This window comes from Streptomyces sp. NPDC029526, assembly GCF_040637405.1.
GTDB lineage: Bacteria > Actinomycetota > Actinomycetes > Streptomycetales > Streptomycetaceae > Streptomyces.
The window spans coordinates 1-19,905 of the sequence record NZ_JBEZWE010000021.1 but is presented as its reverse complement, the minus strand read 5'-3'; the positions used below and the strand labels follow the sequence as shown (position 1 = coordinate 19,905).

General features: G+C 71.1%; 20 protein-coding genes. 12 read left to right on the top strand and 8 right to left on the bottom strand.

Annotated features, from left to right (window positions below):
- The first annotated feature begins 122 nt into the window (after positions 1 to 122).
- From pstS to pstB, 4 genes are all read left to right on the top strand, one after another.
- Complete coding sequence (gene pstS / locus AB0F01_RS28075; protein ID WP_362101252.1) at positions 123 to 1,250, top strand: phosphate ABC transporter substrate-binding protein PstS; 1,128 nt, start codon at positions 123 to 125, stop codon at positions 1,248 to 1,250.
- Positions 1,251 to 1,384: 134 nt separating this feature from the next.
- Positions 1,385 to 2,392 (top strand): phosphate ABC transporter permease subunit PstC, encoded by a 1,008-nt coding sequence (gene pstC / locus AB0F01_RS28070; protein ID WP_362101250.1) that lies wholly within the window; start codon positions 1,385 to 1,387, stop codon positions 2,390 to 2,392.
- Positions 2,389 to 3,459, top strand: coding sequence for a phosphate ABC transporter permease PstA (pstA, locus tag AB0F01_RS28065; protein WP_362101248.1), 1,071 nt, complete (start codon positions 2,389 to 2,391; stop codon positions 3,457 to 3,459). Before pstC ends, pstA begins: the two co-directional genes overlap by 4 nt.
- A 49-nt stretch (positions 3,460 to 3,508) precedes the next feature.
- The gene (gene pstB, locus AB0F01_RS28060) at positions 3,509 to 4,285 is read left to right on the top strand and encodes a phosphate ABC transporter ATP-binding protein PstB (RefSeq protein ID WP_362101245.1); all 777 of its coding nucleotides are present in this window, start codon (positions 3,509 to 3,511) and stop codon (positions 4,283 to 4,285) included.
- A gap of 274 nt (positions 4,286 to 4,559) precedes the next feature.
- Here the strand turns inward: pstB and AB0F01_RS28055 are convergent, their stop codons facing one another.
- Both AB0F01_RS28055 and AB0F01_RS28050 read right to left on the bottom strand, forming a co-directional pair.
- On the bottom strand, positions 4,560 to 5,558 hold the full coding sequence (locus AB0F01_RS28055) for an inorganic phosphate transporter (RefSeq protein WP_362101243.1): 999 nt from the start codon (positions 5,556 to 5,558) through the stop codon (positions 4,560 to 4,562).
- 8 nt (positions 5,559 to 5,566) lie between these two features.
- Positions 5,567 to 6,187 (bottom strand): DUF47 family protein, encoded by a 621-nt coding sequence (locus AB0F01_RS28050; RefSeq protein WP_362101240.1) that lies wholly within the window; start codon positions 6,185 to 6,187, stop codon positions 5,567 to 5,569.
- Positions 6,188 to 6,471: 284 nt separating this feature from the next.
- Between AB0F01_RS28050 and AB0F01_RS28045 the strand changes: the two genes are divergently transcribed.
- Positions 6,472 to 6,828, top strand: coding sequence for a metal-sensitive transcriptional regulator (locus tag AB0F01_RS28045; protein ID WP_362101237.1), 357 nt, complete (start codon positions 6,472 to 6,474; stop codon positions 6,826 to 6,828).
- 89 nt (positions 6,829 to 6,917) lie between these two features.
- Here AB0F01_RS28045 and AB0F01_RS28040 read toward each other — a convergent pair whose 3' ends face one another.
- The gene (locus tag AB0F01_RS28040; protein WP_362101234.1) at positions 6,918 to 7,118 is read right to left on the bottom strand and encodes a hypothetical protein; all 201 of its coding nucleotides are present in this window, start codon (positions 7,116 to 7,118) and stop codon (positions 6,918 to 6,920) included.
- Positions 7,119 to 7,334: 216 nt separating this feature from the next.
- Entirely contained in the window at positions 7,335 to 8,180 is an 846-nt protein-coding gene (locus AB0F01_RS28035; RefSeq protein WP_362101232.1) for a hypothetical protein, read from the bottom strand.
- A gap of 105 nt (positions 8,181 to 8,285) precedes the next feature.
- Between AB0F01_RS28035 and AB0F01_RS28030 the strand changes: the two genes are divergently transcribed.
- Complete coding sequence (locus AB0F01_RS28030; protein WP_362101230.1) at positions 8,286 to 8,456, top strand: hypothetical protein; 171 nt, start codon at positions 8,286 to 8,288, stop codon at positions 8,454 to 8,456.
- A gap of 88 nt (positions 8,457 to 8,544) precedes the next feature.
- Here AB0F01_RS28030 and ygiD read toward each other — a convergent pair whose 3' ends face one another.
- From ygiD to AB0F01_RS28015, 3 genes are all read right to left on the bottom strand, one after another.
- Positions 8,545 to 9,513 carry a 4,5-DOPA dioxygenase extradiol gene (ygiD, locus tag AB0F01_RS28025; RefSeq protein WP_362101227.1) on the bottom strand — a complete coding sequence of 323 codons (969 nt, stop codon included), beginning with the start codon at positions 9,511 to 9,513 and terminating at the stop codon, positions 8,545 to 8,547.
- Between the two features lie 131 nt (positions 9,514 to 9,644).
- Positions 9,645 to 10,349: a phosphatase PAP2 family protein gene (locus tag AB0F01_RS28020; protein WP_362101225.1), complete on the bottom strand. Its 705-nt coding sequence runs from the start codon at positions 10,347 to 10,349 to the stop codon at positions 9,645 to 9,647.
- Positions 10,350 to 10,553: 204 nt separating this feature from the next.
- Positions 10,554 to 11,564 carry an NlpC/P60 family protein gene (locus AB0F01_RS28015; RefSeq protein WP_362101222.1) on the bottom strand — a complete coding sequence of 337 codons (1,011 nt, stop codon included), beginning with the start codon at positions 11,562 to 11,564 and terminating at the stop codon, positions 10,554 to 10,556.
- 377 nt (positions 11,565 to 11,941) lie between these two features.
- On the opposite strand from AB0F01_RS28015, the gene AB0F01_RS28010 reads away from it, so the two are divergent.
- From AB0F01_RS28010 to AB0F01_RS27985, 6 genes are all read left to right on the top strand, one after another.
- Positions 11,942 to 12,250 carry a hypothetical protein gene (locus AB0F01_RS28010; RefSeq protein ID WP_006136301.1) on the top strand — a complete coding sequence of 103 codons (309 nt, stop codon included), beginning with the start codon at positions 11,942 to 11,944 and terminating at the stop codon, positions 12,248 to 12,250.
- A 199-nt stretch (positions 12,251 to 12,449) separates the two neighbouring features.
- On the top strand, positions 12,450 to 13,286 hold the full coding sequence (locus tag AB0F01_RS28005) for a hypothetical protein (RefSeq protein WP_362101220.1): 837 nt from the start codon (positions 12,450 to 12,452) through the stop codon (positions 13,284 to 13,286).
- The gene (locus AB0F01_RS28000; RefSeq protein WP_362101219.1) at positions 13,276 to 14,601 is read left to right on the top strand and encodes a hypothetical protein; all 1,326 of its coding nucleotides are present in this window, start codon (positions 13,276 to 13,278) and stop codon (positions 14,599 to 14,601) included. The genes AB0F01_RS28005 and AB0F01_RS28000 overlap by 11 nt, the downstream gene beginning before the upstream one ends.
- A complete protein-coding gene (locus AB0F01_RS27995) occupies positions 14,598 to 16,154 on the top strand; it encodes an SCO6880 family protein (RefSeq protein WP_362101216.1) in 1,557 nt (518 codons plus the stop codon). Before AB0F01_RS28000 ends, AB0F01_RS27995 begins: the two co-directional genes overlap by 4 nt.
- A 13-nt stretch (positions 16,155 to 16,167) precedes the next feature.
- Entirely contained in the window at positions 16,168 to 17,577 is a 1,410-nt protein-coding gene (locus tag AB0F01_RS27990) for an ATP-binding protein (protein WP_362101213.1), read from the top strand.
- Positions 17,578 to 17,694: 117 nt separating this feature from the next.
- Entirely contained in the window at positions 17,695 to 19,206 is a 1,512-nt protein-coding gene (locus AB0F01_RS27985) for a type VI secretion protein (RefSeq protein WP_362101210.1), read from the top strand.
- Here the strand turns inward: AB0F01_RS27985 and AB0F01_RS27980 are convergent.
- On the bottom strand, positions 19,195 to 19,770 hold the full coding sequence (locus AB0F01_RS27980) for a GNAT family N-acetyltransferase (protein WP_362101207.1): 576 nt from the start codon (positions 19,768 to 19,770) through the stop codon (positions 19,195 to 19,197). The two genes, AB0F01_RS27985 and AB0F01_RS27980, sit on opposite strands and share 12 nt — an antisense overlap.
- Positions 19,771 to 19,905: the final 135 nt, after the last annotated feature.

The following is a 19,905-nucleotide window of genomic DNA, read 5'->3' as shown; positions in this document are numbered from 1 at the left end:
CTGCCTAATTTCGGCCGTGCAGGATGCGGCCAGTCCCCCGGCCCGGCGCCCCGGGCGTCCGCATCACCCACACTTCGCGCACGCCGCCGAAATCAGGACGGCGGCACCTGGAAGGGATTCAAGTGAAGCTTCAGCGCAAGAACCGGCGGGCCCTCGCTCTCGGCGCTCTCGCCGTCTCCGGCGCCCTGGCCCTCACGGCGTGCGGCTCCGACGACACCTCCGGCGGCAACGGCGGCGACGCGTCCGCCGCCGCGCAGGCCGGGAACATCAAGTGCGACGACGCCCGGGGCCAGCTCCAGGCGTCCGGCTCCTCCGCGCAGAAGAACGCGATCGACGCGTGGGTGAAGCAGTTCACCGCCGCCTGCAAGGACGTGCAGGTCAACTACAACCCGACCGGTTCCGGCGCCGGCATCACCGCCTTCACCCAGGGCCAGACCGCCTTCGCCGGCTCGGACTCCGCGCTGAAGCCCGAGGAGGTCGAGGCGTCGAAGAAGATCTGCACCGACGGCCAGGGCATCGACCTGCCGATGGTCGGCGGCCCCATCGCGGTCGGCTTCAACGTCCCGGGCGTGGACACGCTCACCCTGGACGCGGCCACCATGGCCCAGATCTTCGACAACAAGATCACCAACTGGAACGACGAGGCGATCAAGAAGCTCAACCCCGACGCCAAGCTGCCCGACCTGAAGATCCAGGCGTTCCACCGCTCCGACGAGTCCGGCACCACCGACAACTTCACCAAGTACCTGAAGGCCGCCGCGCCCAAGGACTGGACGTACGAGCCGGGCAAGTCGTGGGAGGCCGAGGGCGGCCAGTCCGCGCAGGGCTCCTCCGGTGTGGCCCAGCAGGTCAAGCAGACCGCGGGCGCCATCTCCTACTTCGAGCTCTCCTACGCCAAGGACGGCATCAAGACCGTCGACCTCAAGACCGAGGCCACCGAGCCGGTCGCGGCCACCGTCGAGAACGCCACCGCGGCCATCGGCGCCGCCAAGGTCGTCGGCACCGGCAAGGACCTGGCGCTGGAGCTGGACTACACCCCGAACGCCGAGGGCGCCTACCCGATCGTCCTGGTCACCTACGAGATCGTCTGCGACAAGGGCAACAAGGCCGAAACCCTGCCCGCCACCAAGGCCTTCCTGAACTACATGGCCTCCGAGGACGGCCAGGGCCTGCTGGCCGACGCCGGCTACGCCCCGATGCCCGACGAGATCATCACCAAGGTCCGCGACACCATCGCGTCCCTCAGCTGACCCGCGTGTGCGGACCGGCCCCCCACCGGGTCCGGTCCGCACACCGTCCGGTGCACCGCCATCAGGAGCCCCCGGCCCCCGGACGGCTCCGACCGAGCCGCCGCCACGGACGGCTCCGCAGACCGGAGAACCCGATGGACACCACGACACAGACACCCACCGCCCCTCCCTCCGCCCCCCTGCCGGCCACGGCCGAGCAGAAGCGGGCCGCACGCGCCGCCACCCGCCCCGGTGACCGGATCTTCCTCGGGCTCTCCCGCGGGTCCGGCATCTTCGTGCTGGTGCTCATGGCCGCCATCGCGGCCTTCCTGACCTACCGCGCCTCCCTGGCCATCAGCAAGGACGAGGCGAACTTCTTCACCACCTTCGAGTGGAACCCCACCGGCGTCCCGCCGGAGTTCGGCATCGCCGTGCTGGCCTTCGGCACCGTCGTGTCGTCGGTCATCGCGATGATCATCGCGGTGCCGATCTCGGTGGGCATCGCCCTGTTCATCACGCACTACGCGCCCCGCCGCCTCGGCGGCACCATCGCCTACGTGATCGACCTGCTCGCCGCGGTCCCCTCGATCGTCTACGGCCTGTGGGGCGCCCTCTTCCTCGTCCCGCACCTCAACGGCCTCTACGGCTGGCTCGACGACTACCTCGGCTGGACCGGCGTCTTCGCCTGGAACGACGGCGCCCCGCGCTCGCTGTTCACCATCGGCATCCTGCTGGCGATCATGATCCTGCCGATCATCACCAACGTCAGCCGCGAGGTGTTCCGCCAGGTGCCGCGGATGCACGAGGAGGCCGCCCTGGCCCTCGGCGCCACGCGCTGGGAGGTCATCCGCATGTCGGTGCTGCCCTTCGGCCGCTCCGGCGTCATCTCCGCCTCGATGCTGGGCCTCGGCCGCGCGCTCGGCGAGACGATGGCCGTGGCGATGGTGCTCTCGCCGTCCTTCGACATCAACCTCAGCCTGCTCGACACCGGCGGCGGCACCTTCGCCCAGAACATCGCCAGCAAGTTCAACGAGGCCAACGTGATGGGCCAGGACGCCCTGATCGCCTCCGGCATGGTGCTGTTCGTCATCACCCTGCTGGTCAACGGCGCGGCGCGGCTGATCATCGCCCGCCGCAAGGAGTACTCGGGGGCCAACGCATGAGCCACGCAACCCTGTCCCCGCAGCGCCCGCAGCGCAGCTCCCTGCGCGGCGCGACCCTGCCGAAGTGGTTCCCGTGGGCGGTGGCCGGCGCGTCCGCCGCGCTGGGCTACGGCATCAGCGCCGCCGCCGGGCTGCAGAGCGACATCCAGTGGGCCCTGATCGCGGCCGTGCTGTTCGTGGGCGGCTCGTTCGCCGTCGCCGCCAAGGTCGAGGGCGTCCGCCAGGCCAAGGACCGCCTGGCGACCAGCCTGGTGTGGGTCGCCTTCCTGCTGGCCGTGATCCCACTCGCCTCCCTGCTGTGGGAGACGGTCCAGCAGGGCGTGAAGGTCCTCGACGGTTACTTCCTCACCCACTCGATGGGCACCGTCGCCGACGCCGAGCCCGGCGGCGGCATCTACCACGCCATGCTCGGCACCCTGCAGCAGGTCGGCCTCGCCGCCCTGATCTCGGTACCGGTCGGCGTGCTGACCGCGATCTACCTCGTCGAGTACGGGCGCGGCCGGCTCGCCCAGGCGGTGACCTTCTTCGTCGACGTCATGACGGGCATCCCGTCGATCGTCGCGGGCCTGTTCATCCTCAGCCTCTGGGTGCTGATCCTCGGCATGGGCCCGTCCGGCTTCGCCGGCTCCATGGCCCTGTCGATCCTGATGATCCCCGTGGTCGTCCGCTCCACCGAGGAAATGCTGAAACTGGTGCCGAACGAGCTGCGCGAGGCGTCCCTGGCGCTCGGCGTGCCGAAGTGGCGCACCATCCTCAAGGTGGTGCTGCCCACCTCGATCGGCGGCATCACCACCGGCGTGATGCTGGCCGTGGCCCGCATCACCGGCGAGACCGCCCCCGTGCTGCTGCTGGTGTGGGGCACCGACTTCATCAACGCCAACCCCTTCCAGGGGCCGCAGGAGTCGCTGCCCATGTACATCTACCTGCAGTACGCCAACAGCGGAGGCTCCGGCGCGGCCTACGACCGTGCCTGGGCGGCGGCCCTGACGCTCATCGCGTTCATCATGATCCTCAACCTGGCGGCCCGCGGCATCGCCCGCTGGAAGGCCCCGCAGACCGGTCGCTGACGCGGCCACGGCGACGACCGCCGGCGACCCGAAAGAAGCAGTGATTCCCATGGCCAAGCGCATCGACATCAGCGGCCTCAACGCCTACTACGGCTCCTTCCTCGCCATCGAGGACATCTCGATGACGGTCGAGCCCCGCTCCGTCACGGCCTTCATCGGCCCCTCCGGCTGCGGCAAGTCCACGTTCCTGCGCACCCTCAACCGCATGCACGAGGTCACGCCGGGCGGCCGGGTCGAGGGCAAGGTCATGCTCGACGACGAGAACCTGTACGGCAGCGGCATCGACCCGGTGGCCGTGCGGCGCGAGGTCGGCATGGTCTTCCAGCGCCCCAACCCGTTCCCCACCATGTCGGTCTACGACAACGTGGCGGCCGGCCTCCGGCTGAACGGCAAGTACAAGAAGTCGCAGCTGGACGACATCGTCGAGAAGTCGCTGCGGGGCGCCAACCTCTGGAACGAGGTCAAGGACCGCCTCAACAAGCCCGGCTCGGGCCTGTCCGGCGGCCAGCAGCAGCGGCTGTGCATCGCCCGCGCCATCGCGGTCGAGCCGAAGGTGCTGCTGATGGACGAGCCCTGCTCCGCCCTGGACCCGATCTCCACCCTCGCCATCGAGGACCTGATCGGCGACCTGAAGGAGCGGTTCACCATCGTCATCGTCACGCACAACATGCAGCAGGCCGCCCGCGTCTCCGACCGCACCGCGTTCTTCAACCTCGCGGCGGTCGGCAAGCCCGGCAAGCTCATCGAGATCGACGACACCGAGCGCATCTTCTCCAACCCGTCGGTCCAGGCCACGGAGGACTACATCTCCGGCCGCTTCGGCTGACCCCCGGTCCCCTCACGGTGCTGCATGGCGGTGCCACCGTGAGGAGCACAGGGCCCGCCCCCGACAGCCGGGGGCGGGCCCTTTCCTCTTCTCCGGCGCACGTCCGCCGGAGACGGGAAATCCCGCCGCGTCACGCCCCGCGCCGGAGGCCGGGCCGTCCATCCTCTGCCGTGCTGCTCCGCCCGGCTGCTGTGTCCGGCGCTGCCCGGCTGTCTGCCCGGCTGCCCCGCCGTACGTCCCCTGCCGTGCCGCGGGCACCCCGCGCCGCGCACCGCTACAGGAACGCCAGCTGCACCACCCAGAACGACAGCGCGGCCACCAGGGCGGCCGCCGGCATGGTGATGAACCAGCCCATGACGATGTTCTTGGCGACGCCCCACCTGACCGCGTTCACGCGCTTGGTCGCCCCGACACCCATGATCGCCGAGGTGATCACGTGCGTGGTGGAGATCGGCGCGTGGAACAGGAACGCCGAACCGAACATGATCGTCGCGCCCGTGGTCTCCGCCGCGAACCCCTGCGGCGGGTCCAGCTCGATGATCTTCCGGCCGAGCGTCCGCATGATCCGCCAGCCGCCCGCGTAGGTGCCCGCGGACAGCATCACCGCACAGGCGATCTTGACCCACACCGGGATCGGGTCGCCGTAGTCCTCGACGTCGGCGATGACCAGCGCCATCACCACGATGCCCATCGTCTTCTGGGCGTCCTGCAGGCCGTGCCCGAGCGCCATCCCGGCCGCCGAGACGGTCTGGGCGATCCGGAAGCCGCGCTTGGCCTTGTGCGGGTTGGCCCGCCGGAAGATCCACATGATCGCCGTCATGACCAGGTACCCGGCGAGCAGGCCGACCAGCGGCGAGACGAACATCGGGATGACGACCTTGTCGACGACCCCGTTCCAGTACACGGCCGTCCCGCCGGCCAGCGCGGCGCCCACCATGCCGCCGAACAGGGCGTGCGAGGACGAGGACGGCAGCCCGAAGTACCAGGTGATCAGGTTCCAGACGATCGCGCCGACCAGGGCGGCGAACAGGATCCCCATGCCCGTCGAGCCCTCGGGCGTCTGGATCAGCCCCTCACTGACCGTCTTGGCGACGCCGGACCCCATGAACGCGCCGGCCAGGTTCATCACGGCCGCCATCGCGAGCGCCGCCCGAGGGGTCAGCGCACGGGTCGACACGGAGGTGGCGATCGCGTTCGCCGAGTCGTGGAAGCCGTTGGTGTAGGTGAAGAAGAGCGCGACCCCGATGGTCACGACCAGTGCGAACGTCTCCATGGGTGGTGTCAGGACTCCTTGACGGAGATGGTCTCCACCGTGTTCGCCACGTGCTCGAAGGCGTCCGCCGCTTCCTCCAGTACGTCCACGATCTGCTTCAGCTTGAGCACCTCGATGGCGTCGTACTTGCCGTTGAACAGGTGCGCCAGCAGCTTGCGGTGGATCTGGTCCGCCTGGTTCTCCAGCCGGTTGACCTCGATCCAGTACTCGGTGAGGTTGTCCATGGTCCGCAGGTTCGGCATCGCCTCGGCCGTCAGCTCGGCGGCCCGCGCCAGCACCTCGATCTGCTGCTCGACGCCCTTGGGCAGCTCCTCGACGTTGTAGAGGACGACCAGGTCGACGGCCTCCTCCATGAAGTCCATGATGTCGTCGAGGGACGAGGCGAGGGAGTAGATGTCCTCGCGGTCGAAGGGCGTGATGAACGAGGAGTTCAGCTGATGGAAGATCGCGTGCGTGGCGTCGTCACCCGCGTGTTCCGCGGCCCGCATACGCTCTGCGATCTCGACCCGGGCGGAGGAGTCCGCCCCGAGCAGTTCCATCAGGAGTTTGGAGCCCGTGACGATGTTGTCCGCGGATGCGGCGAACATGTCATAGAAGCTCGTCTCCCTGGGGGTCAGACGAAAGCGCACGTGGGGTCCTCGGGGTGCAGAGGGTTCGGTCAGGCTGATGCTAGGCGCATCATCCGGCCACGACTAACGGGCCGTCCCCCAGTGTCGCCCATCGGGCTCGCTGCTCCGCACGGGGGCCGTCCGAGGTCCGCGCCGGCCGTCGCGCGCGGCACCGGCCACAGGTCCTATACCCAGGGAAATTCGGTACCATATACCCGCCAGGGGTATATACGTGACGGCCGTGCGGACACCCGCGCGGGGACCCCGCACCGGACCACGACCGGCAGCACACACAGGAGGACGCGATGACGACCACCGAGGCCGGCGCCGGAGCGCCCTCCTCCGAGGCGACGGAGATCGTCACCGACCACGACCGCGGCATCCACGGCTACCACCACGAGAAGCAGGAGCACCTCAAGCGGCTGCGCCGCATCGAGGGACAGATCCGCGGCCTGCAGCGGATGGTCGACGAGGACGTCTACTGCATCGACATACTCACCCAGGTGTCCGCCTCCACCAAGGCGCTGCAGTCCTTCGCCCTGCAGCTCCTGGAGGAGCACCTGCGCCACTGCGTCGCCGACGCGGCCGTCAAGGGCGGCGACGAGATCGACGCCAAGGTCAAGGAGGCCACCCAGGCCATCGCCCGGATGCTCCGCACCTGACCGGACGGAGCGCGGCCGGGGTACGGGGGTACGGCCCGGCCCGGCTGGGCCGGGGCCGGGCGGTCCGGGGCGTCAGCGGTCCGGGGGCGTCAGCGCCGCCCCGGCCCGGCACGCCGGCCGGGCTCCTGGACCGCGGTCCGCGCCTCGGCCACCCGGAGCACCTCGTCGATGCTCTCCAGACTCAGCCGTCCCTGAGCCGCGGACGCGGCGATGATCAGATCTCCGCACAGCTCTATCTCGGCGAGAGCCACGTGGTCCTGGACCATCCCGAGGGGGGCCACGCGCGTCACCTCATCTCTGCCGTCACCGACGTCCCGGGGCCTGTCGGACAGGACCCAGGGTAGGCAGCGGCCCACGCGCCGCGCATGGCACGTAAGGGCTAGTTCCCGCCGGTCACTCCTCGGCGATCCGGCCGGTCACCTCTCAGCGGTCGGGCCGGTCACCTCTCCGCCATCCCGCCGGTCACTCCTCGGTGATCCCACCGGCCGCCTTTCGGCGAAGCGCGGTCACTCCTCGGCGATCCGGCCGGCGTAGATGTCGTCCGCGGCGGGCAGCCGCACCCGCACCGGGGCGCCGAACCCGAACAGCAGGGTGGTGGACGCCACCGCGACCGGCCGTTCCTCGGCCCCGTTCACGAAGCTGAACCGGTGCCGGACCTTGCGGATGCGCCCCTCGTCGTCCAGGAACACGTCGAACGGCACCGCGGCGGTGGCGAACCCTTTCGCCGCCGCACCCAGCGGCCCCCGGTTCGGCTCCGAGGCGTCGCGCGCCGCCACCGCGAGGTCCGCCGTCCCGCGGTAGTGCCGCACGGCCGTCCCCGCGACCTCGGTCCGCTCGACGAACGCGGCCGTCCGCGTCCCGCGCAGCACCTCGGCGGCCACCAGCGGATCGGTCGCCCCACCGGTGACGAGGTTGCCGTCGGCCAGCGTGCCGGTGTCCACCCGCACCCACTTGTCGGCGGGCACCCCGGCCCCGCGGTTCTTCATGAACAGGGCGCCCGGAGCGAGCAGCTCGGTGATCGGCCGCCGTACCTCCTGCCCCGCCGGGTCCTGGGGCAGCATCACCTTCAGCCGCCCCGTCCGCTCCCGGAAGTCGTAGACGCCCTCGCCCCGGATGGTCACCCGCGTGCCGCCGCTGGCCATCTCCATGGACGTGCGGGTCTGGGCGCTCCCGGCCTCCACCAGCGCGTCGGCGGCGTCCCGCAGCACCGTCACCGGATCCCCGGCGGGCGCCCCACCGGCCGCGGCCCCGCTCTGCGCGCACGCCCCGGCCGTCAGGCCCAGGCAGCCGACGGCCCCGAGCGCGCCGACGGCCCGGCGCATCCGCCCGCCCCGCAGTGGTCTTCCCGCCATCGTCCGCCTACCCCCGCTCCATCCGCCACGGGCCGCTGTCGTTGCGGTTAACGACCGGTAGGTGCCCCCGTCACGCGCGACACGGCGGGCGGTACCGTGGTCGGCGTGGCGCAGCAGCAGGAACGGCCCGAGCCCGTCGGACAGAAGGAACACTCCACCACCACCGCGGAGCAGGGGCGCTTCTGCACGGCCCGCTGCACCTGCGGCTGGCGCGGCCCGGCCAGGAGGGCCCGCAGCCAGGCCCGCACCGACGCCGAGAAGCACACGGCCGGGTGACCCGCCGGGCCACCGCACCGCCGGTCCGGGCGGGACGGCCCCGAGGTCCCGGAGAACCCTTGAGAACGCCGGGGCGCGTCCGGCCGGCTCAGATGTTGGAGTCGAGCGCCGGGAAACCGGCGGGCAGATCGGCGGCGGGCTCGTCGCCGACCGCGCCGGTCAGGTCCCGGTCCAGGCCCAGGGTGTAGGCCGCCATGGAGATCGAACCGGCGGCATGCCCGTCGACCAGCAGGTCCAGCGGCCGGTCGTCGGCCAGCCCGGCGATGTACAGCAGCGGCAGGTAGTGGTCCGGCGTCGGCACCGCCCGGCGGAAGTCGGGGTGCCCGTCGAGCGCCGCGCCCCCCGCCGGATCCTCGGTCAGCCGCTCGCGCGCCACCTCGTCGAAGCGCAGCGCCCAGTCGTACCCGGTGTCCGGCTGCCGGAAGTCGACCGCCCGCAGGTTGTGCACGATGTTGCCGCTCCCGATGATCAGCACCCCCTGCTCCCGCAGCGGGGCCAGTTTGCGGCCCAGGTTCAGGTGGTGGTCGAAGTCCTTGAACGCGTTGAGCGAGAGCTGCAGCACCGGGATCGACGCGTCCGGGAAGGCGTGCACGAGCACCGACCAGGTGCCGTGGTCGATGCCCCAGCTGTCGATGTCCTGCCCCACCCAGGTCGGCTTCACCACGTCGGCCACCAGCTCGGCGACGTCGGGCGCGCCGGGCGCGGGGTACTGGACGTCGAACAGCTCCTGGGGGAAGCCGTAGAAGTCGTGGATCGTGCGCGGCCGGGGCATCGCGGTGACGGCGGTGGCGTTGGTGTACCAGTGCGCCGAGATCACCAGGATCGCCCGCGGCCGCGGCACCGACGCGCCGAACAGCCGCCAGGCCTCGGTGTACCGGTTGCGCTCCAGGGCGTTCATCGGGTTCCCGTGGCCGAGGAACGCGGCCGGCATCAGCGTCCCGGCGGCCCCGTCCGGCCCGCCCGCGCGCCCCGCTCCGGCGACCACGCCGCCCGCACCCTCGTCCCGGCCACCGCTCGCCGGGCTGCTCGCACCGCTCGAACTGCCATTGCCGCGCACGGACGCTTCCCTTCGCCGGGGACGGTTCCCCGCCGAGCCTAGGTCCTCCCCCCGGCCCCGCGCCGCGACCCGCTGCACCGACGGCACGTCAGCACCCTCCGCGCACCGCCGGGTTGCGCCGTCCGGACGGCTCAGGCCGCCAGGTCGCGCTCCCCGGGGCCGGACGCCTCACGGCGCGGACCCCGGGCCGTCCCGCCCTGCTGCCCGTCCCGCCCGTGGGCCGCGATCAGCCATCCCGCCCTGGGCGACCGCTCGATCGCCCGCATCAGCGGCGTCAGCAGCGCCATCGCCGCCGGCGACAGCAGCAGCGCGACCGCCGTGCCGAGCGCGAGCCCACCGATCACGTCCGTCGGGTAGTGCACGCCCATGTAGACCCGGCAGAAGCCCGCGAACACCGCCATCACGATGGCCACCAGGCCGAACTTCCGGTTGGCCAGGAACAGTCCGACCGCCAGGGCCATGCTGAGGGTGGCGTGGTCGCTCACGAACGAGTAGTCGGTCTTGCCGGAGACCAGCACCTCGAGGCCGTCGTGGTCGAGGAACGGTCTGGGCCGCTCGACGATGCCCCGGATCGGCACGTTCACCAGCACCGCCACGGCCGCCGAGAGGGGGGCCCACACCAGCGCCGCGACCGAGACCGCCGCGTCCTCCCCGCCCCGCTTCCGCACGCCCCACCAGCACCACATGACCATCAGGATCACGGCGAACAACAGCCCGTACTCGCCGACGAACTCCATGATGCGGTCGAACCACGGCGGGGCCGCCTTGGCCAGGCCGTTGATGTCGTAGAGCAGGTCGACGTCGGGGTTCGACCCGGATTCGGCGAGTCCAGCCATGGTGCAGCGGCCCCTTCGTCATGTAGTGCGGCACACGGTGTGCACGCCTTCCTGTCCACCCCCGTGGTGTGTAGATCCGCTTCCGGCTACGCCAACAGGAACGCACGGCCCCCGTCAATACGTTCCACGGTCCACCGAATGATCACCGAGACGTTACCGAAGAGAGATTCATCTCCGCAGCTCAGGGGGTTGGTTCACGCTCCGCTACGCCGGGGTGGGGAGCGCTTTCGCGCCATCTTCGGTCACCCGCGTGGCACCGAAGTAGTCGGGGGTGTCGATCGGGTCGAACCGGATCACCGCACCCGGGCGGGGCGCGTCGATCATGTACCCACCGCCCACGTAAATCCCCACATGCCGGATGGCCCGCGAATCGGTCGGGTCGTCCGAGAAGAAGACCAGATCACCCGGGAGCAGTTCGTCCCGCGCCGGATGCGGTCCCGCGTTGTACTGGTCGTTCGCCACCCGCGGCAACGTGATCCCCACGCTCTCGTAGGCGGCCTTCGTCAGACCCGAGCAGTCGAAGCGTCCGCCCTGCTCAGCGGTGCCGTTGCCACCCCACAGGTAGGGCGTGCCCAGCTTCTCCTGCGCGTACGCGATGGCCCCCGCCGCCTGCTTCGAGGGGTCGACCCGGCCGACCGGCGCCGCGAAACTCTTCTCCAGCGCGGTGATCCGCGCCACGTAGTTCTGCGTCTCCTTGTACGGCGGCACCCCCCCGTACTTGATCACCGCATAGGCCCCCGCGTTGTAGGAGGCCAGCATGTTTTCGGTCGGATTCCCCGGCACGTCCTTCACGTAGGACGCCAGCGTGCAGTCGTACTGCGCCGCCGACGGGATCGCGTCCGCCGGATCCCACACGTCGCGGTCGCCGTCCCCGTCCCCGTCGATGCCGTGCGTGGCCCAGGTGCCGGGGATGAACTGCGCGATGCCCTGCGCCGACGCGTGGCTCTGCGCCCTCGGGTTGAACCCGCTCTCCTGGTAGAGCTGCGCCGCGAGCAGCGCCGGGTTGATGGCCGGGCAGAGATTGCCCCACTTCGCCACCAGATCCTGGTACTCGGCCGGCACCGTACCCTTGGCCAGCGCCTTGGCGGCCCCGCCCCCCACCCCGTTCACGAGGTTCCCGGCGACCAGGTAGACGCCCACGACGAGCAGCATGACGAAGGCGAGCCCACCGCTGAGCGCGACGCCCGCCACCACCCACGCCTTACGCACCGTCAACCGCCCTTCCGCCCGAGGGAGTCCGACCGCCGCCGTCAGTGTAGAGGCGACCCCCGGCCGTCACCCCTCACGAACGCGACCAGACCTGACCGGACCCGACCGAGCCCGGCCGAACCCGACGGGACGCGACCGCGGAACGCACATCGGACGCCCTCCCCGCCCCTCGCCCGGACGCGTCCCGCCCTCTTCGCGGGCTTCATTGCCCGGCGTAACATACCGTGATACACAGAGTGACGATACGACTCTTCATTCACACAAAACACGCCAGCCAATGACGCCAAGTCGACATGCGTTGGCGCATTTGTCGGCGACAATGAGGTCTGACCTCTGCATGCCCGCAGAGGGTGCGGAACTACCCAACAGGGGCGGTGACTTACATGCTCTTTGCGGCCGACGAGGGAGACATCAACACCATTATCGGCGGGATCGCTCCGGACTGGGGCCCCTTCGGCAGCCTGGGCAACGAGGCCAAGGTCATGATCGAAGTGGTCATGGCGGTCGCCATCCTGATCTGCCTCGGCATCGCCATCTGGGGCGCCGCCAAGCAGCGCATCGGTGCCACGGCCCTGCGCGACACGTTCAGCGCCGAACAGGGCAAGGGCCTCATCATCGCGGGCCTGACGGGTGTGTTCATCATCGGCTCACTCGGCACCCTCTTCACCATCGTGTACGGCATGGCCGTCTAGACCCGCTCCAACGGTCCCCACCGGGCACGCCCGGCACCCCTCCACCCCACCCGCCCGTCGTGCCCACCGGCTGAGGTTGCGTCTCCCTGATGTCGAGTCACCACACCGCGCCCGCGCGGGGACCAGCACGGCTACCGTCGTACCAGGAGTACGCGGAGTACGAGGTGTTTCCGCACGACGTCGAGGGGGCGTACGCGGCATGAGTCTCGGAGACGAGCACGAGGCCACCGGCGGTTACGGAGGCACGGGCCAGACCCGGACCCGCCTGCCCGAGGGCAACGGCGGCGGTCCGTACGGCGGCGCGCGCAGAACCGGCCGCTCGTCGTCCCGCAGCCTGGTCACGGTCGTCGGCGTGGTGGTCCTCCTCATCGCCGCCATCGCCTTCGCCAACCGCGGCGGAGACGGCTCCGCCACCGACGACCCCGAGGCCGACTCCCCCAAGGCGGCGGCCACCGCCCCGTCGGGGGAGAAGCCGGTGGGCACCAAGACGGCCGGCATCCCGTCGGGCTTCGCCCACAACCGGCAGGGGGCGGAGAGCGCGGCGGCGAACTACTCCGTCGTACTGGGCTCTGCGGACATGTTCGACCAGGAGCGGCGCCGCCGGATCGTCTCCGCTGTCTACGCCCCGGACGTCGCCGCCGCCCGTCAGGCAGACCTGGACAGGGCGTACTCGAATCCGGAGTTCCTCAGCAACATCGGACTCGACAAGAGCGGCAAGGCACCCTCCGGCCAGACCTTCGTCTCGCGCGTCGTTCCGGTCGGCACCAAGGTGACGCAGGCCGGGGCCAACGACGCCAGTGTCGAGGTCTGGTACACGTCGCTGTTCGGTCTCTCCGGAGACGGATCCACCAACCCGGTGACCGAAAGCTGGTACACGACCACGTACCAACTGAAGTGGATCGACGACGACTGGAAGGTCACCGACTACCAGCAGAAGGACGGACCCGTCCCGGTCGGGCGCGACCAGCAGGCCTCCACCGCCGACGACATGACCAAGGCCGTCGAGGAATACGGAGGTTTCACGTATGCGCGCTAGCCGCCAGTTCCTCAGGCTGACGTCCGCTGTCCTCGCGGTGCAGGCCGCGACGGTCCTCTTCGCCACGCGAGCAGTCGCCGACCCCACCCCCGCTCCGTCCGACAGCAGTGACCCCTGCGACCTCATCCGCGGGCCCGCCAAGGACTACTGCGAACGCGGCAGGGACGGCGAAGGCTCCGGCGGAGCCACCCGCCTCGACACCCCCACCTCCGCCCTGGACCCCCTCGCCTCCCTCGCCCAGGGCTGCGCCGACGCCGCCTCCTGGACGATCAAGAAGCTCAGCGCCGCCGTCCAGGAGACGGCCCAGGTCGACTTCACCAACCCCACGTTCCTCCAGCAGTACGCCGTCGTGTTCGCCGCGTCGACAATCCTCACCCTGCTCCTGTGGCTGCTGGCCGTCGCCAAGCGGGCCGTCCGGGGCGTCCCCCTCACCACCGCCCTCTCCGAGGCCATGGGGTTCCTGTGGCTCACGGTGCTCGCCTCGGCGTTCACCCCGCTGATCCTCTACACCGTCGTCTCGGCCACCGACGGCGTCACCGACGTGCTCGCCAAGGCGACCGGCGACCAGACGGACACCTTCTTCGGCACCTTCTCCGGCGCCCTGGAGAAGGGCGAGGACATCGGCGGCGGCCCGATCATGCTGATCGTCGTCTCCCTGGTCTCGATCCTCGCCGCCGGCGTGCTCTGGCTGGAACTCGTCATCCGGGCCGCGCTGCTCTACGTCGGCGCCCTGCTCGGCACCGTCGTGTACGCGGGCCTGGTCGACAAGAACCTGTGGGGTCACGTCCGCCGCTGGGCCGGGATCATGATCGCCGTGATCCTGGTGAAGCCCGTCATCGTGATAGTGCTCGGTCTCGCCGGTGCCCTGTCCGCCGACGACGGCCCCGACGCGTTCTCGGCGGTCGTCTCCGGTCTCGCCATCATCCTGCTGGCGATCTTCGCCTCCGCGATGATCTACCGCTTCGTGCCGGGCTTCGGCGACGAGATCGCCGGCTCCCGCAACAACCGCATCATGCAGGGCGCCGAGGGCAAGGCCGCCGCCGTCATCAGCTCGCCCGCGACCCTCGTCGCACAGGGCATCAAGACCCACAGCACCCGCGCCGACCACAACGCGGGCGGCGGCCAGTCCTCCGGCCCCCGCCCCGCCAACCCCGCCTCCGGGGGCGTGGCCGCCCACAGCTCGCGCCCGGCCAACAGCGGCGGAACTGTCCCCTCCGCCGCACCCGCCCCGCGCGCCGCCAGCCCGGTGAACACACCGCACGCCGGCAACACCCGCACCAGCAGTACCAACCGCACGGGAGGTGAAGGGCGTTGACGACCGAGTCCCACGTGTCCCATCCGGTCACGCCCCGCCGTACGTATCTGATCGGCCGCGCCCGGCCGAACGCGATCATCGGCCGCAACCGCGAGACCGGCGAGATCGCGCTCATCGTCCTGGGCGCGTTCCTCGGCATGATGTGCGGGCTCCTCGTCCCCGTCCTGTCCGTGCGGATCGTGCTGCTCGCCGGGCTCCCCATGATCGCCCTGTCGGCGGTGTACGTGCCCTACAAGGGCCGCACCTTCTACAAGTGGTTCGAGATCAACCGCAGCTACAAGCGCACCCTGCGCAACAGCGCCACCTACCGCTCCCCCGTCGTCGAGGCCGGCACCCGCCTGGACGGGCGCGAGGTGGAGGTCGGACCGCCGCCCGGCATCGGCCGCATCACCTGGCTCGCCGCACCCTTCGGACCGGACGAGATCGCCGTGCTCCTGCACGCCGACCGCAGGACCGTCACCGCGGCCATCGAGATCGAGGGCCCCGGCGTCGGCCTGCGCGACTCCGAGGACCAGGAAGCCCTGGTCGACCGCTTCGGCACCCTCCTCAAACACGTCGCCAACGGCGACGGCTTCGTCACCCGCCTCCAGATGCTGGCCCGCACCCTGCCCGCCGACCCCGACGCCCACGCCAAGGACGTCGCCGTACGCGGCGACGACAAGGCGCTGCCGTGGCTGCAGCAGTCCTACGACCAGCTCCAGTCCATGGTGTCCACCAGCAGCGAGCAGCACCGCGCCTACCTCGTCGCCTGCATGCACTACACCCGCGACCTGGCCGCCGAGGCCAACGCCATGGCCCGCGCCGTGCGCACCCAGGGCCGCAGGGTGGACCGCGACGCCGGACTGGCCGTCGTGATGGCCCGCGAGCTCACCGACATCTGCTCCCGGCTCCAGGAGGCCGACATCCGCGTCCGGCAGCCGCTCGGCCAGAGCCGGCTGTCCTCGCTGATCCACTCCATGTACGACCCGGACCACCCCATCGACCACATCCAGGCGATGACGAAGCGCAACGCCTGGCCGGCCGAGCTGGACGCGACCGAGCCCACCTACCTCCAGGCCAAGACCCGCGAGTCCGCCACCCGCGCCCCCTGGTGCCACGCCACCGCCTGGGTGAAGGAATGGCCGATGACGCCCGTGGGCGTCAACTTCCTCGCGCCGCTCCTCGTCCACACCCCCGACGTGATCCGCACGGTCGCCGTCACCATGGACCTCGAACCCACCGAGGTCGCCATCGAACGCATGCTGACGGAGAAGACCAACGACGACGCCGAGGCGTCCCGCGCCGCCAAGATGAACCGCACCGTCGACCCGCGCGACATCGCCGCCCACAGCCGGCTCGACCAGCGCGGCGAGGACCTCGCCAGCGGCGCGGCCGGCGTCAACCTGGTCGGCTACATCACCGTCTCCTCCCGCTCCCCCGAGGCCCTGGCCCGCGACAAGCGGACCATAAGGGCGTCGGCCGGCAAGTCGTACCTGAAACTCGAGTGGTGCGACCGCGAGCACCACCGCGCCTTCGTGAACACACTCCCGTTCGCCACCGGCATTCGAAGGTAGGGGCTGAAGTCCGATGCGGGATCCGCTGTCCGTCGTCACCGACGCCTTCACGTCCTTCCTCTTCGGGAAGGTCGAGACGACCCGCCTGCCGGTGCGCACCTCCACCGGCCAGGCCCAGGCCGTCTACCTGCCGACCGCCGCGCCCGGCCTGGGCGACTCCGGCGTCATCATCGGCCGCGAGGTCTACTCCGGCAAGGGCTACATCTACGACCCCTTCCAGCTCTACGGCCAGCAACTGCCCGCCCCGCACTGGCTGGTGCTCGGCGAGTCCGGCAACGGCAAGTCGGCCCTGGAGAAGACCTACGTCCTGCGCCAGCTGCGCTTCAAGGACCGCCAGGTCGTCGTGCTGGACGCGCAGGGCGAGGACGGCGTCGGCGAGTGGAACCTCATCGCGCAGGAACTCGGCATAACTCCCATCCGGCTCGACCCGACGGCCGCCCTCAACCACGGCATCCGGCTCAACCCGCTCGACCCGGCGATCACCACGACCGGACAGCTCGCCCTGCTGCGCACCATCATCGAGGTCGCCATGGGCCACGGCCTCGACGAGCGGGCCGGCTTCGCCCTCAAGGTCGCGCACGCCTACGTCACCGAGACGATCCTCGACCGCCAGCCCGTGCTCACCGACATCGTGGAGCAACTGCGCCACCCCGAACCCGAGTCGGCCGCCGCGATGAACGTCGCCCTGGACGACGTGCGGGCCTGGGGCCTGGACGTCGCCCTCGTCCTGGACCGCCTGGTCGACGGCGACCTGCGCGGCATGTTCGACGGCCCGACGACCGTCGGCATCGACCTCGACGCGCCGCTGATCGTCTTCGACCTGTCCCACATCGACCGCAACTCCATCGCCATGCCCATCCTCATGGCGATCGTCGGCGTGTGGCTGGAGCACACCTGGATCCGCCCCGACCGGAAGAAGCGCATCTTCCTGGTCGAGGAGGCCTGGCACATCATCAACAGCCCCTTCGTGGCCCAGCTGTTCCAGCGCCTGCTGAAGTTCGGCCGACGGCTCGGCCTGTCCTTCGTCGCGGTCGTCCACCACCTGTCCGACGTCGTGGACGGAGCGGCGGCGAAGGAGGCCGCCGCCATCCTCAAGATGGCCTCGACCCGCACCGTCTACGCCCAGAAGGCCGACGAGGCACGGGCGACGGGACGGGTCCTCGGCCTGCCCCGCTGGGCCGTGGAGATCATCCCGACGCTCACCCCGGGCATCGCCGTCTGGGACGTCAACGGCAACGTGCAGGTGGTCAAACACCTCGTCACCGAGACGGAGCGCCCGCTGGTCTTCACCGACCGCGCGATGACCGAATCGTCCGTCGACCTCGCCGACGACGCCCTGCGCGCCGCCGAGCTGGAGGCGGAGGCGCGCGCTGCGGCCTTCGTGGAGCACCACGTCGGCGACTCCGAGTCGACGGTGGCGTAGCGGCAGGGTGCGGGGAGGACACGGGTAAGCGCGCACGACCGCCACGGCGGGGGAGCGGACGGCCGGGGCGGCATCCCCGACGGGCTGCTGATCGGCATCCTCGGCTTCCTGCTCGGCATGACGACGCTGGTGTGGACGGCCACCGGCCTCGCCGGTCTCCTCGCCCACGGGGCCTGGCCGTCCGGCGTCACCTTCACCCGCACCCCCCTGGCGATGCGCTCCCTCGTCGCCGAACCGCACGACCTCCCGGGCGCGTGGCCGGACACCCCGGCCGGCGCCCTCTCCGGCTACGGCCTCTTCTGGGGCCTGTTCATCGGCCAGCTGATGATCCTGATGGTGCTCACGGTGTTCGTCCTGGGCACCGCGGCTCGTTGGAAGGCCGACCGCATCCGGCGCCGCGCCGAACGGACGGCCTCCCCGGCCCACTCCGACCGGGAGCCGATGCCGGACTCGTCGGTGTCGAACTCGTCGGTGTCGGACTCGTCCGTGGCGCGGCCCCCCGTCGTGCACGAGGTCCCCACGCCGAGGGCACCGGACGCGGAGCAGCCCCCCGCGGCCACCACGCCCGGTCCCGCGCCCGCACCGGAGCCCACAGAGCCTGCGAGGGCGGTCCCCTCGCCCGTGGCAGCGTTCCCCTCCTCCTCGGCGACGGCCCCGGCTCCCCTGGAGGCGGCGTCCGCCAACGGCTGGGACACCTCCCGCACCGGAAGCGCCGTCCGCTACGGCCCACCCGACGTCCGCCACACGGCCGCCGCTCAGGCCGTACGGGACGCGGAGGGCCCCGTGCTCGTCCTCTCGTCCCACCCCGCCCTGTGGGAGGAGACCAAGGACGCCCGGGGCAAACTCGGCCCCACCCACCTCTACGACCCGACCCACCGCTGCGACACGCCGGCCCGCCTGCACTGGTCCCCCACCAGCGGCTGCGAGGACAAGGACACCGCCGTCGCGCGGGCCACCGCCCTCCTCGCCCCGGTCCGGCCCGCCTCCCGACTCGACCAGGCCGTCAGCGACACCGCGGAACTCCTCCTGCGCAGCTACGTGCACGCCGCCGCCGTCGACGGCCGCACCGTCCGGCACGTCCACCGCTGGGCCCAGGGCCTCCAGGTCCAGGACGCCGTCCGCATCCTGCGCACCAGCCCCAAGGCGGCACCCGGCGCCGCCGGCGAGCTCGAGGCCGCCCTCACCGCCCACCCCGAACGCCGGGACATGGCCCAGCAGCTGACGAGCCGTGCGCTCGCCGCCCTGTCCACTGTCAACGTGCGGGATGCCTGCACACCCAACCGAAATGATGCCCTCGCACTGGATTCCTTCATCGCCGAAGGGGGCACGCTCTATGTGGTGGGCGAAAGCATCGAGGATCCCCGCACCGCCCCGGGGGCCATGCCCCTGTTGACGGCCCTCGCCTCAAGCGTGGTCGAGCACGGCCGGCGCATGGCCGCACGGTCATCCTCCGGTCGGCTCGACCCACCACTCACCCTCGTCCTGGACGACGTCGCCGCCGTGGCCCCGATCCCCCGCCTCCCGGAGCTCCTCGCCACCGGTACGGAACAGGGCCTGCCGACCCTGGCCCTCCTCCGCTCCCGCGAACAGGCCCGGGCCCGCTGGCCGCACGCCGAACTACCCGTCTGACCCGGGCCGTTCCAGCACCATCTCCCACTCGAGCTCCTCCGGCCTGGTGGCCATGGGCACGGTCACCCCGCTCTCCACGAAGCCCGCCTTGCGGTAGAAGCCCAGCGCCCGCTCGTTCTCCGGGTGCACGATGAGCCGCGCCCGCTCCGCCCCGCGCTTCCACGCCCAGTCCAGGGCCGCCTGGAACAGCGCCTCGGTGACGCCGGCGCCCCGGTGTTCGGGAGCGACGTGCACGCCCACGAGATGTCCCTGGCGCCGTTCCACGGGCAGCCCGGCCCAGTCCGGCGTCCCGGCCTCCTCGATCAGGACGGCGACCGTCCCCACCCAGCGGCCGGCCCCGGTCACCGCGACGAACTGCCGTGTGGTGCCGGCCTCCTGGGCGGCGCCGGCCGCACGGTCGCGCCAGAAGCCGTCGGGCCGGGCGGCGGCCTCCTCGTAGCTCTCCACGTAGGCGAGGTCGGCGACCGGGTCGCGCAACGCGCTCAGCCGCAGCTCCTTCACCCGCGCCCATTCGCTTGCCTGGACGGGACGTATCACGGTGGTACCGACGGGTGATCCCTTCATGACCGCCACGGTAAAGCAGCACGAAAACCACCACAACGCGATAAGCCCCCGTGCCGAAAGGCACGGGGGCTTATCGCAATGATTGTTCGGCGGCGTCCTACTCTCCCACAGGGTCCCCCCTGCAGTACCATCGGC

Excerpts from the sequence above, each read along its gene's own strand:
- pstC (WP_362101250.1), top strand. The coding sequence starts at position 1,385 with ATGGACACCACGACACAGACACCCACCGCCCCTCCCTCCGCCCCCCTG.
- pstA (WP_362101248.1), top strand. The coding sequence starts at position 2,389 with ATGAGCCACGCAACCCTGTCCCCGCAGCGCCCGCAGCGCAGCTCCCTG.
- pstB (WP_362101245.1), top strand. The coding sequence starts at position 3,509 with ATGGCCAAGCGCATCGACATCAGCGGCCTCAACGCCTACTACGGCTCC.
- AB0F01_RS28055 (WP_362101243.1), bottom strand. The coding sequence starts at position 5,558 with ATGGAGACGTTCGCACTGGTCGTGACCATCGGGGTCGCGCTCTTCTTC.
- AB0F01_RS28045 (WP_362101237.1), top strand. The coding sequence starts at position 6,472 with ATGACGACCACCGAGGCCGGCGCCGGAGCGCCCTCCTCCGAGGCGACG.
- AB0F01_RS28035 (WP_362101232.1), bottom strand. The coding sequence starts at position 8,180 with ATGGCGGGAAGACCACTGCGGGGCGGGCGGATGCGCCGGGCCGTCGGC.
- AB0F01_RS28020 (WP_362101225.1), bottom strand. The coding sequence starts at position 10,349 with ATGGCTGGACTCGCCGAATCCGGGTCGAACCCCGACGTCGACCTGCTC.
- AB0F01_RS28010 (WP_006136301.1), top strand. The coding sequence starts at position 11,942 with ATGCTCTTTGCGGCCGACGAGGGAGACATCAACACCATTATCGGCGGG.
- AB0F01_RS28005 (WP_362101220.1), top strand. The coding sequence starts at position 12,450 with ATGAGTCTCGGAGACGAGCACGAGGCCACCGGCGGTTACGGAGGCACG.
- AB0F01_RS28000 (WP_362101219.1), top strand. The coding sequence starts at position 13,276 with ATGCGCGCTAGCCGCCAGTTCCTCAGGCTGACGTCCGCTGTCCTCGCG.
- AB0F01_RS27990 (WP_362101213.1), top strand. The coding sequence starts at position 16,168 with ATGCGGGATCCGCTGTCCGTCGTCACCGACGCCTTCACGTCCTTCCTC.
- AB0F01_RS27985 (WP_362101210.1), top strand. The coding sequence starts at position 17,695 with ATGACGACGCTGGTGTGGACGGCCACCGGCCTCGCCGGTCTCCTCGCC.
- AB0F01_RS27980 (WP_362101207.1), bottom strand. The coding sequence starts at position 19,770 with ATGAAGGGATCACCCGTCGGTACCACCGTGATACGTCCCGTCCAGGCA.